The sequence below is a fragment of the Halobacterium rubrum genome, from assembly GCF_021729015.1.
GTDB classification, from domain to species: Archaea; Halobacteriota; Halobacteria; order Halobacteriales; family Halobacteriaceae; genus Halobacterium; species Halobacterium rubrum.
The window spans coordinates 1,041,870-1,056,114 of record NZ_JAJQQZ010000001.1 but is presented as its reverse complement, the minus strand read 5'-3'; the positions used below and the strand labels follow the sequence as shown (position 1 = coordinate 1,056,114).

Below are 14,245 nucleotides of genomic sequence, written 5' to 3'. Positions count from 1 at the left end.
AACCGCGCTCACATACGGCAACGTATGCCGAAGTACTCGACCGGCGGCGCCGGTAGCGGGAGCGGTGGCCAGACCTGCGAGCTCTGCGGGTCCGCCTCCGACTCGCTGCGGGACGCGAACGTCGCCGGGGCGGAGCTCACCGTCTGCCCGGACTGTGCGAGCCACGACGAGAGCCCGCAGGCCGACAGCGACGACGGGGACGACGCCGACGCCGACCGGAAGCAGCGTGCCGTCCAGAACCAGGCCAAGCAGTTCGACGCCGTCACGAGCGGTGACTCCAGTCACTGGGAGGAGGAGGGCACGAACTACGAGGCCGACCGGCTGCCGTACCTCGTCAGCGACTACGGCGAGCGCGTCGTTCGCGCGCGGCAGGACGCGGGCCTCCAGCGCGAGGAGCTCGCCGAGGAGCTGGAGATCGACGAGTCCGACCTGCTGGCTGTCGAGCAGGCCCGCGCGACGCAGGCGAACGTCGGCGGCTCCGTCATCGCGGCCCTCGAGGAGTTCCTCGACGTCGAGCTCAGCGACGAGTAGGCCGGGGCGGCCCGACTGTTTTTGACGCGGGAGCGACTCCACTCGGGCATGGCAGACAGCAACGCCCCCGCGGACCCGTACACGACGTCGTTCACGACGGATGTGGCCGCGGTCGCGGGCACCGACGTGCGGCTGACGGAGACGTACTTCTACCCGGAGGGCGGCGGGCAGCCGGCCGACCGCGGGACGGTCGGCGGGGTCGCCGTCGACCACGTCTCCGAGGACGTCGACGGCGTCGTCCACGTGCTCGCCGAGGAGCCCGAGTTCGCCGCGGGCGACCGCGTGCAGGGCGAGGTCGACCCGGCGTTCCGGCAGTACTGTATGCGCGCCCACACCGCCAGCCACGTGCTGTACGGCGCGGGTCGCCGGCTGCTGGAGGACCTCGGGTACGGCGGGTTCGACATCAGCGCCCGGAAGGTCCGCGTGGACTTCGAGACGAGCACGGACATCGACGACGACGTCGTGGCCGAACTCGAACGCCTCACGAACCGCGCGGTCTGGGACAGCCACGACGTGACGTGGACGGAGATTCCCGCCGACGAGGCGCGCGACCGGGACGACGTGGCGTTCAACACGAAGACCGAGGAGGGCGTGATGGCCGACGCCGACACCGTCCGCATCGTCACCGTCGAGGGCTGGGACGTGGCGGCCTGCGGCGGCACGCACGTCGCGAACACCGAGGAGATCGGCCCGGTCTCGGTGATCTCGCGGTCGAACCCCGGCGAGGGGCTGACCCGGGTGGAGTTCGCCGTCGGGCCGTCGGCCGTCGAGCGGCAGGCCGACGTCCGCCGAGCGGCCCTCGACGCTGCCGCGACCCTCGGCGTCCCAGAAGACGAACTCGGCGAGGCTGCCGAACGCCTCCAGCAGCAGACCGACGACCTCGAGAGCGAGCTCGCGGACTTGAAAAGTGAGGTCCTCGGTTCCCGGGTGGCGAGTCTGCCGGCCGTCGAGCGCGACGGCGAGACGTGGCTGGTCGGCACGGTCGACGGCTTCGACGCCAACGAGGTCGGCGACGCGGCGAAGGCCGTGGCCGGTGACGCCGGCGACGTGGTCGTCGCAACGGGCGGGGACGGCTCGACGTTCGTGGTCGCGGCGGCCCAGGGCGCCGACGCGAACGCCGGCGACGTCGTCGACGACGTGACCGGCGAGTTCGGCGGCGGCGGTGGCGGCGGCCCGCCGTTCGCGCAGGGTGGCGGCATCGACGCCGACCCGGAGGCGGTCGCCGACTACGTCCGAGAGGAGTAGCAGTCGCCGGGCGGAACCAGATACCTTTTCTCCCGAGCGTCCGAGAGAGTCGGTATGGACCTCTCTGCGGAACAGCGGCGGATGCGGGACTCCGTCCGCGAGTTCGCCGTCGAGGAGATTCGGCCCGTGGCCGCCGAGGCCGACCGCGAACAGTCGTTCCCCGAGGACGTCTGGGACGGCCTCGGCGAGCTCGGTGTCACCGCGATGACGACCCCCGAGGAGTACGGCGGGCTGGACGTCGATTCGCTGACGTACAGCGTCGTGAACGAACAGCTCGCGTACGGTGCGCTGTCGGTGGCGACGGCGCTGTCGGTGCACTGCCTTGCGACCTCGTGTATCGCCGAGTTCGGCGACGAGGACCAGAAGGACCGCTGGCTGCCCGAGATGGTGGACGGCCGGCCGGTCGGTGCGTTCGCGCTCTCCGAGCCCGAGGCCGGCTCGAACCCCGCCCAGATGTCGACGGAAGCCCGCCGCGAGGGCGACGAGTTCGTGCTGAACGGGAAGAAGCAGTGGATCACGAACGGCCAGCGCTCGGGCGTCGCCGTCGTGTTCGCGAAGGTCGACGGCGACGACGACAAGATCACGCAGTTCCTCGTGCCGAAAGACACCGACGGTCTCGAGGTCGGCAAGAAAGAGGACAAGCTCGGGCTGCGCGCCAGCGATACCACGAGCCTGCTGTTCGACGACTGCCGGATTCCCGCCGAGAACCAGCTCACGGAGGAGGGTCGTGGGCTCTCCGCAGCCCTGCACATCCTGACCGGCGGCCGCATCGGCATCGCGTCGCAGGCCGTCGGCCTCGCGCAGGCCGGTCTCGACGCCGCACTGGAGTACGCCGACGACCGCGAGCAGTTCGACCAGCCCATCTCCCAGATCCAGACCATCCGGCACAAGCTCGCTGACATGGAGACCCAGACGCAGGCGGCCCGCCTGCTCGCCCGCGACGCCGCCCGGAAGGCGGACGCCGGCGAGGACCACCGCGACGCCGCCGCGAAGGCGAAGTACTTCGCCAGCGAGGCGGCCGTCGATGTCACCAACGAGGCCGTCCAGGTCCACGGTGGCTACGGCTACACGTCGGACTTCGACGTGGAGCGGTTCTACCGCGACTCGAAGATCACGACCATCTACGAGGGCACCTCCGAGATTCAGAAGGAAGTTATCGCACGCGGCCTCATCGACTGACGGGGCGGCCGAAACTACTCCTCGACCGCAGTGCCGTCGTCGACGCGCTCGGCGGGGATGCCGGCGACCGTGGCGTTTGCCGGGACGTCGTCGGTGACGACCGAGGCGGCGCCGACGCTGGCGTTCTCGCCGATTTCGATGTCGCCGATGAGCGTCGCGTTCGCGCCGAGGGTCGCGCCGTCGCGGACGGTCGGGTGGCGCTTCACCGGCCGGGGGTCGTTGCCGCCGAGCGTGACTCCGTGGTACATGTGGACGTCGTCGCCGACCTCGGCGGTCTCCCCGACGACGACGCCGTCGCCGTGGTCGATGGTGACCCGGCGGCCGAGGTCGGCGTCCGGGTGGATCTCGACACTGGTCAGGAAGCGCGTCCAGAACGCGACGAGCCGGCCGGCCAGCGGCCACCACTGGTACAGCGGCGCGGCGAGGAAGACGTGCAGCCAGACGGCGTGCAGCCCGGGGTAGGTGAGCGCGACGTCGAGCTGTCCGTCCGCAGCGGGGTCGCGGCGCCGCATCGCGCGAACGTCCTCACGTACGCGGGCGAGCATCTGTGGTGACCTCCACGCTGCCGGCGGTCGCCCCGGCAGTCTTGTTTCGTTCGTGCATATCCACACCTCGTCGGTCGCGCGGGAAAAGTCCCCCGGGGTGGACCGGCGTCACACCGACACCCACTCGCCGCGCTCGTCGCTGGCAGCGACGGCAGCGAGCACGCGCTGGGCGGCGAGGCCGTCCCGGACGTCCGGCGAGGCCTCCGAGCCGTCGGCGACCGCAGAGAGGAACTCGTAGTCCTGGTGGACGACGGAGTGCTCCCAGCCGAGGACGTGGCCGGGCGGCCACCAGTGCTCGCCGTACGGGTCGGCGTCCTCGGTGACCAGCACCGTCTCGAACCCCCGGGCGTCCGGGTACTTCACCTCGAGTTCGTTCGGGCGCTGGAGGTCGAACGCGAGCGCTCCCTCGCTGGCGTCTATCTCGAACGTGTGGCCGTTCTTCCGGCCGGGCGCACAGCGCGACGCCTCGAACGTCCCGAGTGCGCCCGACTCGAATTCCGCCTGCGCTGTGAACGCGTCGTCGACCGTGACCGGCCGCGGGTCGCCGCCGCCCTCTGGGACGCGCTCCTCGGTGAACGTCGCGAGGTGGCCGCTGACGCGCTCGAGGTCGCCGACGAGGAAGCGCGCGAGGTCGACGCTGTGCGCGCCGAGGTCACCGAGCGCGCCCGCACCGGCTCGCTCGGCGTCGTGGCGCCACGTCCAGGGGGCGTCGTCGTCGACGAGCCAGTCCTGGAGGTACTGGAAGCGGACGTGCCGGACAGTCCCGAGGTCCCCGGCGTCGAGCAGGTCCTTCGCGTGCTGGACGGCCGGCAGGAACCGGTAGTTGAACACGACGCCCGCCGTCGCGTCGCTGACCTCGGCGGCGTCGACGACCCGCTCGGCGCCCTCGACGGTCGGCGCGAGCGGTTTCTCGCAGAGCACGTGGACGCCTGCTTCGAGGGCCGCGACCGTCGGCTCGACGTGGACGTGGTTCGGGCCGAGATTCAGGAAGACGTCGACATCCTCGATTGCGTCCCGCCAGTCCGTCTCGACGCGGTCGAAGCCGAACCGGTCGGCCGCCTCCCGGGCCGCGGTCTCGTCGCGGCCGACGAGGACGTCACGGGAGACGTCGGGGGCGTCCGGGAAGAACTGCGGGAGGCGGGCGAGCGCGTTCGCGTGGGCTTCGCCGATGAACCCGTAGCCGAGCGCGGCCACGGAGAGCGCGTCAGTCATACCGGACCCAGCCGCCTGGGCGTTGTAAGCGTTGGCTCCCACCGAAGTACTAACACGTCCCGGCGCCGAATCAGCGCCCGTGACAGCGGACTACGACGCCGTCGTCTACGACCTCGACGGCACGCTCGTGCGACTCGACGTCGACTGGGCGGCCGTCGGGCGCGAGGTCTCGACGCTCCTCCGGGACGCCGGAGTCGACCCCGACGACCTCGACACCTGGGAGCTCCTCACGGCGGCCGAGGACGCGGGCATCGGCGACGCCGTGCACGACTGCATCGCCGACCACGAGGTCGCGGGCGCCGAGACCGGCCGGCTGCTGGAGACGGCCGAGGAACTCCCGCTGGACGTGCCCGTGGGCGTCTGCTCGCTGAACGCCGAAGTCGCCTGCCGACGCGCGCTCGACCGCCACGGTCTCGCAGACGCAGTGTCGGTGGTCGCCGGGCGCGACACCGTGCCCGCGCGAAAGCCGGACCCGCGCGCGCTGGAGTGGGTCGCCGGCGAACTCGGCGTCGACGTCCAGCGGGTGCTGTTCGTCGGGGACTCCGAGAGCGACGAGACGACCGCCGAGCGCGCCGGCGCCGACTTCCGCTGGGTGTAGCCGCTCAGGCGTGTCGGCTGCGCGCGTACAGGAACGTCGCGACGGCGGTCAGGAACCAGACGATGGCGCCGACGCGCACGGCGAACGACACCCGGGCCGCCCACGTCGGCAGCGCGTAGAACGTCGAGAGCACCGCGACGACGGGCGCCCCGACGACGATGGTGGCGACGAACGTGGTCTGCATCACCCACCCGTAGTCGACGCCGTCGGGGTCGGTGCGCTCCTCGAGTTCTGGCACGTCTCCAGCGACGGCCGCGCCGGGCTTAACTCTCCCGTCATCGACGCCACGGCCACACTGTCCGGCGTCCGGCGCTGCTTCGCGTACGTTTAACACGCAGTCGGACCGAGTCAGGTGTATGCCGACCGTCAACTCCGTGCGACGAAACGAGGGCGAGGACCCCGTCACGATGCTCACCGCGTACGACGCGCCGACCGCCGAAGTCGTCGACGAGGCGGGCGTGGACGTCATCCTCGTCGGGGACAGCGTCGGGAACGCGAAGCTCGGCTACGACACGACGCTGCCCGTCACCGTCGACGAGATGGCGTCGACGACCGGTGCCGTCGCGCGCGCCACCGAGGACGCCGTCGTCGTCGCCGACATGCCGTTCCTGAGCTTCGGCGCCGACGAGACCGAGAGCGTGAACAACGCCGGCCGGATGCTCAAGGAGGAAGACGCCGACGCGGTCAAACTGGAGTGTGGCCCACACACCGTCGAACTCACGCAGACGCTCACGGACCTCGGGATTCCCGTGATGGCCCACCTCGGGCTCACCCCCCAGCACGTCAACCAGCTCGGCGGCTACTTCCGGCAGGGCACCGACCAGGACGCCGCCGAGCGCATCCTCGAACTCGCCCGCGAGCACGAGGACGCCGGCGCGTTCTCGCTCGTGCTCGAACACGTCCCGGCGAACGTCGCGGCCGACGTGACCGACGCCATCGACATCCCCACCATCGGCATCGGCGCCGGCCCCGACACCGACGGGCAGGTCCTCGTGGTCTCCGACGTGCTCGGCATCTCGGACCGCAGCCCGCCGTTCTCGAGGCAGTTCGGCGACGTCAGAGCGGAGATGGAGAACGCCGTCGGCGACTACGTGGACGCCGTCGAGTCGGGGGAGTTCCCCGCCGACGAACACAGCCACGTCGAGGACGACGTCGACGACCTCTACTGACGCGACCGGGCCGCCCGGTAGCCAGCGTACAGCGCGACGACGCCCGCCGCGACCAGCGACCACAGGAGCGGCTGGTGCGTGACCACGCCGAGTACGACGAGGCCGACGACGACGACGAGCAGCGGCGGGTACGGCATCGTCCGCCCGGGGGACGGCTGGTCCGGGCTCCTCATCGCGACACCTCCAGGTCGTCGAAGAAGCCGGCGAGCTCGGCGTTGAACGCCTCGGGCGCCTCGAGCATCGAGAGGTGGGCGGCGTCCTCGACTGTGGTCCACGCCCCATCTTGCACGTGTTCTGCGACGTACTCGTGGAACTCCGGGGGCGTGAGTCGGTCGTGTTCGCCCGTGAGTGCGAACACCGGCATCGCGAGTTCGCCCAGTCTGTCCCGGACATCGAAAGTGTGACATGACAGGAAGTCGCGTTCGACGACCGCCCGGCCGCACTCGCGCATGGCGGTTTTCGAGAACGCGAGCTCGCGGTCGGCGGGGTCGTGGAGGAGGAGGTCGTCGCCGTGGAGGAACTCGACGGCGCGGTCGAAGCCGCCGTCCTCGCCAGCCAGCCAGTCCCGGAGGTCGTCGAGCACGGCGAGTTTGGCGCCCGAACCGGCGAGGACGAGGGCGTCAGGGCTGGCGCCGTGGTCGAGGACTGCGGTCAGGGCGACTGCGCCGCCGAGGCTGTTGCCGACGAGGACGCCGGCGTCGACGGCGTCGGCGACGGCGAGCACGTCCTGCGCGTAGGCGTCGAGGGTCTGGGGGCCGGCGTCGGTGGCGACGTCCTCGCTCTCGCCGTGGCCGGAGAGGTCGAGGGCTGCGACCGGGCGGTCGCCGACGAGCCGGGCGAGCTGTGACTTCCAGACGGCGTGGGTGCCGCCGCTGCCGTGGACGAAGAGGGCGGGCGCGCCGTCACCGTCGCTGCCGCGGACGCGGTAGGCGGTCCGGCGGCCGTGGTGGGAGACCGTCTCCATGATTGTGGCGAGAGCCACCAGGGCCATAACAGCTACGGAGGTGTGAACCGCAATTCAAGTCGTCTGTTGTCGCCCCCGTCACGTCCCCCGCAATTGGACGACACCGTTAAGTACTCTCGAAGATAACGTTACGTTAGTCAGATGAACCTGGAGACACTCAACAGCGAGACGAACGCGCTGGCCCGCCGGTACGATTACGGCGACGAACGCGTGCTCGCAGCCGACCTCGGTCTGGACGACGACCGGGTGTCCGTCGACGTGGTCGACGACACCGTCATCGTAGTCGTCCTCGGCGAGGACGGCGCCGAGACGGACGCGCAGTACGAGCTCGACGCCCCCGAGGGCGACGTGACGCGAGCATTCATCAACAACGGCGTCGTTACTGTCGAGGTACAGCGATGAAACTCACCGTCAAACCCCTCAAGCAGAAGGACGCCGGTCGCGGCCTCGCCGCCGTCGACCGCAAGTCCATGGAGGAGCTGGACCTCGAGAACGGCGACTACGTCGTCGTCGAGGGCCGCAACGACCAGGGCCGAGCGGTCGCCCGCGTGTGGCCCGGCTACCCCGAGGACGACGGCGAGGGCATCGTGCGCATCGACGGCCGCCTCCGGCAGGAGGCCGACGTCGGCATCGACGACAAGGTGACCGTCGAGCCCGCCGATATCAAGCCCGCGGCCGCCATCACCGTCGCGCTCCCGCAGAACCTCCGCGTGCGCGGGAACATCGCGCCGATGGTCCGGGACCGCCTCAGTGGCCGCCCGGTCACCGCCGGCCAGACCATCCCCATCTCGTTCGGGTTCGGCGGCATGAGCACCATCTCCGGCCAGCAGATTCCCGTGAAGGTCGCGGAGACCGAGCCCGAGGGCACGGTCGTCGTCAGCAACGACACCGAGATTCAGGTGTCCGAACGGCCGGCCGAAGAGATCGCGCCGGGCGCCGGCGAATCCCCGGAAGGCGGTGACGCCACGCCGAACGTCACCTACGAGGACATCGGCGGCCTCGACCGCGAACTCGAACAGGTCCGGGAGATGATCGAGCTCCCGATGCGCCACCCCGAGCTCTTCCAGCAGCTCGGCATCGAACCGCCGAAGGGCGTGCTCCTGCACGGCCCGCCCGGCACCGGGAAGACGCTCATCGCGAAGGCCGTCGCCAACGAGATCGACGCCCACTTCCAGACCATCTCCGGGCCGGAGATCATGTCGAAGTACTACGGCGAGAGCGAGGAGAAGCTCCGCGAGGTCTTCGACGAGGCAGAGGAGAACACGCCCGCCATCGTCTTCGTCGACGAACTGGACTCCATCGCGCCCAAGCGCGGCGAGACCCAGGGCGACGTGGAGCGCCGCGTCGTCGCCCAGCTGCTGAGCCTGATGGACGGCCTCGAAGAGCGCGGTGACGTCACCGTCATCGCGGCGACGAACCGTGTCGACGCCATCGACCCCGCACTCCGCCGCGGCGGTCGCTTCGACCGCGAAATCGAGATCGGCGTTCCGGACCAGGAGGGCCGCAAAGAGATCATGCAGGTCCACACGCGCGGCATGCCGCTCGCCGAGGGAATCGACCTCGACGAGTACGCCGAGAGCACCCACGGCTTCGTCGGCGCCGACATCGAGAGCCTCGCGAAGGAGGCCGCGATGAACGCGCTGCGCCGCGTCCGACCGAATATCGACCTCGAGTCCGACGAGATCGACGCGGAGCTGCTGGAGTCCATCAAAGTCACCGAGACCGACTTCAAGCAGGCGCTGAAGGGCATCGAGCCGTCCGCGCTCCGCGAGGTCTTCGTCGAAGTCCCAGACGTCACCTGGGAGGACGTCGGCGGCCTCGGGGACACCAAAGAACGCCTCCGCGAGACCATCCAGTGGCCGCTGGACTACCCCGAGGTCTTCGACGCGATGGACCTCCAGTCCGCGAAAGGCGTCCTGCTGTACGGCCCGCCCGGTACCGGGAAGACGCTGCTGGCGAAAGCCGTCGCCAACGAGGCCAACTCGAACTTCATCTCCGTGAAGGGCCCCGAGCTCCTCAACAAGTACGTCGGGGAGTCCGAGAAGGGCGTCCGCGAGGTCTTCGAGAAGGCCCGCTCGAACGCTCCGACGGTGGTGTTCTTCGACGAGATCGACGCCATCGCCGGCGAACGCGGCCGCACCAGCAGTGACTCGGGCGTCGGCGAACGCGTCGTCTCCCAGCTGCTCACCGAACTCGACGGCATCGAAGCCCTCGAGGACGTCGTCGTCGTCGCCACCTCGAACCGGCCGGACCTCATCGACAGCGCGCTGCTGCGCCCGGGCCGCCTGGACCGCCACGTCCACGTGCCGGTGCCGGACGCCGACGCCCGCCGCGCCATCCTCGAGGTCCACACGCGGGACAAGCCGCTCGCCGACGACGTCGACCTCGACGCGGTCGCCGACCGCATGGACGGCTTCGTCGGTGCCGACGTCGAAGCGCTCGTCCGCGAGGCCACGATGAACGCCACCCGTGAGTTCGTCAACTCCGTCGACGCCGACGAGGCAGCCGAATCCGTCGGAAACGTCCGCGTGACTATGCAGCACTTCGAGGACGCCCTCGACGAGGTGACGCCGAGCGTCGACGAGGACGTCAAAGAAGAGTACGAGGAGATCGAACAGCAGTTCAACTCCGCCGAAACGCCGGCGGACGACGACCCCAAGCCCGGCGCGTTCCAGTAGTAGTACCTTTTTACTTCGGCGGGTTTCCTCTCTCGCGCCTTCGGCGCTCGCTGCGGGAACCGCGTGGCGGCTTCGCCGCCACGTTTTCGGTTGCCGGCTCCGCCGGCAACCCCCACCTCGTAAAAAGCTACGCTAAAAACTTCCCGCGCTCCCTTCGGTCGCGCGGTGAAACTCCCGCCAAGGCGCGAGTATACTCGTGTCACTACCGGCTGCTGAACTTTCGCGGTACAGTCGCTGAGAATCCACCAGCGACCGCTACTCCAGTCGTTCGGCGACGTCCTTCTGGACGAGCGGCTCAGCGTTCGCTTCGGGGAGCGTGACGACGTCGTCGGCTTCGAGGTCGTAGGGGCGTTCGTCGACCCCGAGAATCTCGCCGACGTCGTCGGTCACGCGCACCCGGACTCGGTCCGTGTCGTCGCCGTCGTCCCCAGCCGCTCCGGCACCGCTTCCCGCGGGTTCGCTCTGTACGCCGCCGTCGGGCGTCGTGCCAGTGTCCCCATCGGTGTCCTCGCCGTCGTCGCCCGCGACGCGAGCGAGGTCCTTCGCCACCGCCTCCGGCGGCTCCGCCTCCGGTGTCGGCGTCGGTTCGCTCGCGCCGGCATCGCTGTCGACCGGTTCGGGGCTGGCCGCCTCTTCGTCGTCGTCGAGCCCGCCGCCCATCGCCGCGGCGGCCGACGAATCGGCGGGCTCGCTGGCGCTGCCGTCTGCCTCGGCCGGGTTCGTCGGGCCGGCGTCGAGCGCGTCCGGCGAAGGCGTTCCGGCTGCATCCTCGGTCTCGTCGCCGGCAGCCGGGTCGGCGTCGCCGGAGATGACGTCCAGCACGTGGGCCTTGTTCGCCTCGATTCGGTCCACGAGGTCGGTGTACAGCTCCTGCTCCTCGGCGGTGAGCCCGTTCTCGTCGTCGGGCATTCCCGCGGCCGCCAGACTCGCCTGCTTCACGAGCTTCCCCATCCGGCGCTCGTAGATGGCCTCCGAGACCTGCTCGGCGGTCTCGATCTTGTCCGTGAGCTCCTGAACCTCCGGGTCGCCGAACGGGTCGTCGGCGGCCTCCGCGGCCTTCTCCCGGCGGTCCTTGAGGTCCTCGATGAACTCGGCCACGTCGGCGTAGAACGAGTCCCGTAGGTCCTGGAGACCGTCCGTCGCGCGCTCCCGTGTCTGGGCCGAACGCAGGTCCTCTAGGTTCATTCTTTGGCCTTCTCGGCGGTCCCGCGGGCCATCAGGAAGACGCCCGCGTACTCTGGTACAGTCTCGACTCCCGGCCCCACTGTAAGCGTTTCCCCGAGCAGTTCGAGCGTGCGCTGTTCGCTGACCTCGACGGTGATGTCGTGGCCGACGAACGTCTCGGGGACGGCGTCCACCAGCGGGTCGAAGTCGTCCAGTGCTTCCCGGTCGAGTCGCTTGACTTCCAGCCCGCTGCCGCCGTGCAGGGTCCCCGGCAGCCGAATCAGCCGGTTCGTGTCAGTCGTCACGGGCTCGTCGATGGGCGCGTTCTCCGCCTCGACGGTCTCCGCGACGTACCGCCGGGCGACCTTCAGGAAGGCTGGATGCACGTCGACGTTCCCCGCTTTCACCGCCTCGGTGTTGTTCTGGACGACGTTGTAGATGGCACGCGCGGACTTCTCGCCGACGCCCTCGAAGTCCGAGAGGTACTCCACGGCGTCGTCCTCGCCGCGCTCCAGGAGGTCGTCGGCGAACGCCCCGAGGCGGTCAGTTACCCGGCGCCCCCAGCCGCCGTCTGCGGGCAGCGTGCGCTTCTCGGTCGGGTTCTTCAGGCCGATGCCGTCGACGGCCTCCTCCCGAATCAGTGTCTCCAGGTCGAGTTCGTTCCCCCTGACGTAGTCGACGATCTCGCGGCGCTGCTCGCGTTCGAGATCGTAGACGCCCTCGTCGCGGACGTGGACGTGGTACCCGCGGCCGCCCGAGAACGTCACCGTCAGGTCCTCGAAGCCGAAGTCGCGCTCGAGGAAGTCCAGCAACCGCAACAGTGCGTCCTTGCACTTCGCGAGCATCTCGGCGTACGAGTCCTCGCCGAGGGTCACGCGCGGCAGGTGGTCGGCGTCCAGGTCGAAGACGAGGTCGCTGCCCAGCCAGTGTTTCTCCTCCATCGTGGCGGCGCCCGGCTCCTCGTAGAACCCCGCCGAGAAGTACACGTGACGGGGCCGCTCGCGTTCGAGGAACGCCGACGTGTCACCCAGGTCCAGCGTGGACTTGTGGCGGACCATCGTCGTGTCCGGGCCGCTCGTCCACGGAATGTACCCCCACTCGCGTTCGTCGGCCCGCGGCGGCAGGGTGACCTCCGTGCGGCGGTAGAAGTCGCCGAACCGGCCCCGGAGATAGGCTCGCGTGCGTTCCTCCATTAGTCCGGCGTCGGGTACGCCGACCGGCCCCAAAGGCGTGTCGTCTTCACGACCGGTCCGGGTCGGGTCGGGAGCGGACCGGCCGAGCACTGCCGGCGGTGGTGCCTACTCTTCCGGGACGGAGTAGAGGTGGTAGCCGGCGAACGCTGCCACCACAGCCGCCGAGAACTCGGTGACGCCGACGACCGCGAACGCCGCCCGGAACGTCATCCCGTGGTCGCGCAAGACGGGCACCGCGAACAGGCCGGCTGCACCGACCAGTGCCGCGCCGACGAACGCGACGACCGCCAGCCGGTTCAGGACCGCCGGCATGTCCGGCTCGTCGTCGCCGCCGCCAGTACTGTCGCCCGAGCGTGCCAGGATGCCGAACAAACTCATCAGTGTCATGTCTCGTGGGCACCGCGGGAGTGGCGCCGGCACTGCGGTGTCACGCCACCAGCGGCGTCGCTGCAATCGGTGTCGCCGTTCCCGCCGCCGTCACGGTGCCGAAAGCGGGGTCGGGTGTGTCTGCGGTGGTGGGAGCTGCGGTTAGTCGCTCGTCGCGGCCGCACCTTCGCCAGCGGACGGTTCGGGTGCTTCGCTCTCACCGAAGATGGCCCGGCTGCGGAGCAGGATGAGCCCGAAGCCGACCTTCGCGCTCACGTCCAGCACCATGAACAGCAGCGTCTCGATGCTCAGGGGAACGATGCCCGCGCCCTCGCTCCCGACGAGCCACACGATGGGGTACGCCGACCACAGGACGAGGACGACGTTACGCAACACTTTGAACGTGGACGCGACCTCCGGGCGCATCTGCTCGGCCTTCGCGGTGAAGCCGAAGAACAGCACGTACAGGATGTACAGCATCGCGGCCGTGCTGATGGCCCACCAGATGAAGCGGAACTCGTAGACCTTCGTGAGCGCGCCGACGAGACCGGTACCGATCATGATACCGTCCGCGCCCACGAGGGCGAGGATAGTCCCCTGGTCGGCGTCGACGAGCAACGCCAGGTCGAGCAGGAGCAACGGCGTCGTGAACAGCCAGTCCGCGTACCGCGCCCAGTAGATCGGGTGCTGTTCACCGCCGAACGGAACCATCGTCAGCCCGTACCCCAGCAGCATCGACAGGTACATCGTGAACGCGATGGCCGGGATGAGCGTCGTGATTGCGTAGAACTTCTTCGCGTCGGGGTCAGTGACCCCCATCCCCTTGATGAGGAAGTACAGCGTCCCGACCCCCATCAGCACCGTCCCGAGCGCCAGCCAGATCCACTCCGGGCGGCTGGTTATGTTTGCCTGCGATACCCCCTCCACTGCTGTTGGTAGTAGCTCCAACATGCAATATCACCTAACGAGTATACGCGAGTAATTCCACGACCCAATCAGTATGGTACGTTCTCGGGAGCGCTCCGAGCGATTCTCGGCAGTCGGCCTGGCGTGGCGCTGCACGTCGGACCGTACCGAAATAGAGCACCCCTCCGTTACGAGCCGTCTAACAGTCCGAAAACGAGCGGTTTACGGCCGAGAATCGGCCCGATAACTGCGTAGCTGGGGCTGCGAGCCGGGGGGTCTCCCCCGTGGTCGGTCGGCCTGCCGGACGCTCACAACTCGAAGACGACGGCGAACTCGTGGTCGTTCCGGCAGCGCAGCGCCCGCAGTTTCTTCCCGTCGTCGTCGGATGGCTCCGGCTCCTCGGCGGCGGTGACGGATTTCACAGTCGCTCCCATCGGCAGCCCCATCTTGACCTCCGTCCCGCACCGCGGACACTGAAGTTCGGTGATCGGCACC

17 protein-coding genes are annotated in these 14,245 nt (G+C 69.5%); 7 read left to right on the top strand and 10 right to left on the bottom strand.

Annotated features, from left to right (window positions below):
* Window positions 1-24: 24 nt before the first annotated feature.
* Genes LT971_RS05775 through LT971_RS05765 form a run of 3 tightly spaced genes read left to right on the top strand, consistent with a single transcriptional unit; the run spans window position 25 to window position 2,955 of the window.
* Entirely contained in the window at window positions 25-531 is a 507-nt protein-coding gene (locus tag LT971_RS05775) for a helix-turn-helix domain-containing protein (protein ID WP_237005902.1), read from the top strand.
* A 48-nt stretch (window positions 532-579) separates the two neighbouring features.
* Window positions 580-1,776: an alanyl-tRNA editing protein gene (locus LT971_RS05770; RefSeq protein ID WP_237005901.1), complete on the top strand. Its 1,197-nt coding sequence runs from the start codon at window positions 580-582 to the stop codon at window positions 1,774-1,776.
* 54 nt (window positions 1,777-1,830) lie between these two features.
* Window positions 1,831-2,955, top strand: coding sequence for an acyl-CoA dehydrogenase family protein (locus tag LT971_RS05765; protein WP_237005900.1), 1,125 nt, complete (start codon window positions 1,831-1,833; stop codon window positions 2,953-2,955).
* Window positions 2,956-2,969: 14 nt separating this feature from the next.
* Here LT971_RS05765 and cysE read toward each other — a convergent pair whose 3' ends face one another.
* A complete protein-coding gene (gene cysE, locus LT971_RS05760; protein WP_237005899.1) occupies window positions 2,970-3,500 on the bottom strand; it encodes a serine O-acetyltransferase in 531 nt (176 codons plus the stop codon).
* A gap of 108 nt (window positions 3,501-3,608) precedes the next feature.
* Window positions 3,609-4,712 (bottom strand): Gfo/Idh/MocA family protein, encoded by a 1,104-nt coding sequence (locus tag LT971_RS05755; RefSeq protein WP_237005898.1) that lies wholly within the window; start codon window positions 4,710-4,712, stop codon window positions 3,609-3,611.
* A 79-nt stretch (window positions 4,713-4,791) separates the two neighbouring features.
* Between LT971_RS05755 and LT971_RS05750 the strand changes: the two genes are divergently transcribed.
* Window positions 4,792-5,310 carry an HAD family hydrolase gene (locus tag LT971_RS05750; protein WP_237005897.1) on the top strand — a complete coding sequence of 173 codons (519 nt, stop codon included), beginning with the start codon at window positions 4,792-4,794 and terminating at the stop codon, window positions 5,308-5,310.
* 4 nt (window positions 5,311-5,314) lie between these two features.
* Here LT971_RS05750 and LT971_RS05745 read toward each other — a convergent pair whose 3' ends face one another.
* A complete protein-coding gene (locus LT971_RS05745) occupies window positions 5,315-5,548 on the bottom strand; it encodes a DUF5822 domain-containing protein (protein WP_237005896.1) in 234 nt (77 codons plus the stop codon).
* Between the two features lie 118 nt (window positions 5,549-5,666).
* Between LT971_RS05745 and panB the strand changes: the two genes are divergently transcribed.
* A complete protein-coding gene (gene panB, locus LT971_RS05740) occupies window positions 5,667-6,479 on the top strand; it encodes a 3-methyl-2-oxobutanoate hydroxymethyltransferase (RefSeq protein ID WP_237005895.1) in 813 nt (270 codons plus the stop codon).
* On the opposite strand, the gene LT971_RS05735 is transcribed toward panB, so the two are convergent.
* Both LT971_RS05735 and LT971_RS05730 read right to left on the bottom strand, forming a co-directional pair.
* Complete coding sequence (locus LT971_RS05735; RefSeq protein WP_237005894.1) at window positions 6,473-6,652, bottom strand: hypothetical protein; 180 nt, start codon at window positions 6,650-6,652, stop codon at window positions 6,473-6,475. The two genes, panB and LT971_RS05735, sit on opposite strands and share 7 nt — an antisense overlap.
* Window positions 6,649-7,443, bottom strand: coding sequence for an alpha/beta fold hydrolase (locus tag LT971_RS05730; protein ID WP_237005893.1), 795 nt, complete (start codon window positions 7,441-7,443; stop codon window positions 6,649-6,651). The genes LT971_RS05735 and LT971_RS05730 overlap by 4 nt, the downstream gene beginning before the upstream one ends.
* A gap of 141 nt (window positions 7,444-7,584) precedes the next feature.
* Here LT971_RS05730 and LT971_RS05725 point away from each other — a divergent pair, with 141 nt between their 5' ends.
* Together LT971_RS05725 and LT971_RS05720 are read left to right on the top strand one after the other, a co-directional pair.
* Window positions 7,585-7,845, top strand: a complete 261-nt coding sequence (locus LT971_RS05725; protein WP_237005892.1) for a DUF7127 family protein — start codon at window positions 7,585-7,587, stop codon at window positions 7,843-7,845.
* The gene (locus tag LT971_RS05720; protein ID WP_237005891.1) at window positions 7,842-10,121 is read left to right on the top strand and encodes a CDC48 family AAA ATPase; all 2,280 of its coding nucleotides are present in this window, start codon (window positions 7,842-7,844) and stop codon (window positions 10,119-10,121) included. The genes LT971_RS05725 and LT971_RS05720 overlap by 4 nt, the downstream gene beginning before the upstream one ends.
* Window positions 10,122-10,376: 255 nt before the next feature.
* Here the strand turns inward: LT971_RS05720 and LT971_RS05715 are convergent, their stop codons facing one another.
* The 5 genes from LT971_RS05715 to brz form a co-directional block, all read right to left on the bottom strand.
* Window positions 10,377-11,306 (bottom strand): hypothetical protein, encoded by a 930-nt coding sequence (locus LT971_RS05715; protein WP_237005890.1) that lies wholly within the window; start codon window positions 11,304-11,306, stop codon window positions 10,377-10,379.
* On the bottom strand, window positions 11,303-12,478 hold the full coding sequence (gene priS / locus LT971_RS05710) for a DNA primase small subunit PriS (RefSeq protein ID WP_237005889.1): 1,176 nt from the start codon (window positions 12,476-12,478) through the stop codon (window positions 11,303-11,305). The genes LT971_RS05715 and priS overlap by 4 nt, the downstream gene beginning before the upstream one ends.
* A gap of 105 nt (window positions 12,479-12,583) precedes the next feature.
* Window positions 12,584-12,865, bottom strand: a complete 282-nt coding sequence (locus LT971_RS05705; RefSeq protein ID WP_237005888.1) for a hypothetical protein — start codon at window positions 12,863-12,865, stop codon at window positions 12,584-12,586.
* A gap of 141 nt (window positions 12,866-13,006) precedes the next feature.
* A complete protein-coding gene (locus tag LT971_RS05700) occupies window positions 13,007-13,795 on the bottom strand; it encodes a bacteriorhodopsin (protein ID WP_237005887.1) in 789 nt (262 codons plus the stop codon).
* Between the two features lie 263 nt (window positions 13,796-14,058).
* Window positions 14,059-14,244 (bottom strand): transcriptional regulator Brz, encoded by a 186-nt coding sequence (brz, locus tag LT971_RS05695; RefSeq protein WP_237005886.1) that lies wholly within the window; start codon window positions 14,242-14,244, stop codon window positions 14,059-14,061.
* Window position 14,245: the final 1 nt, after the last annotated feature.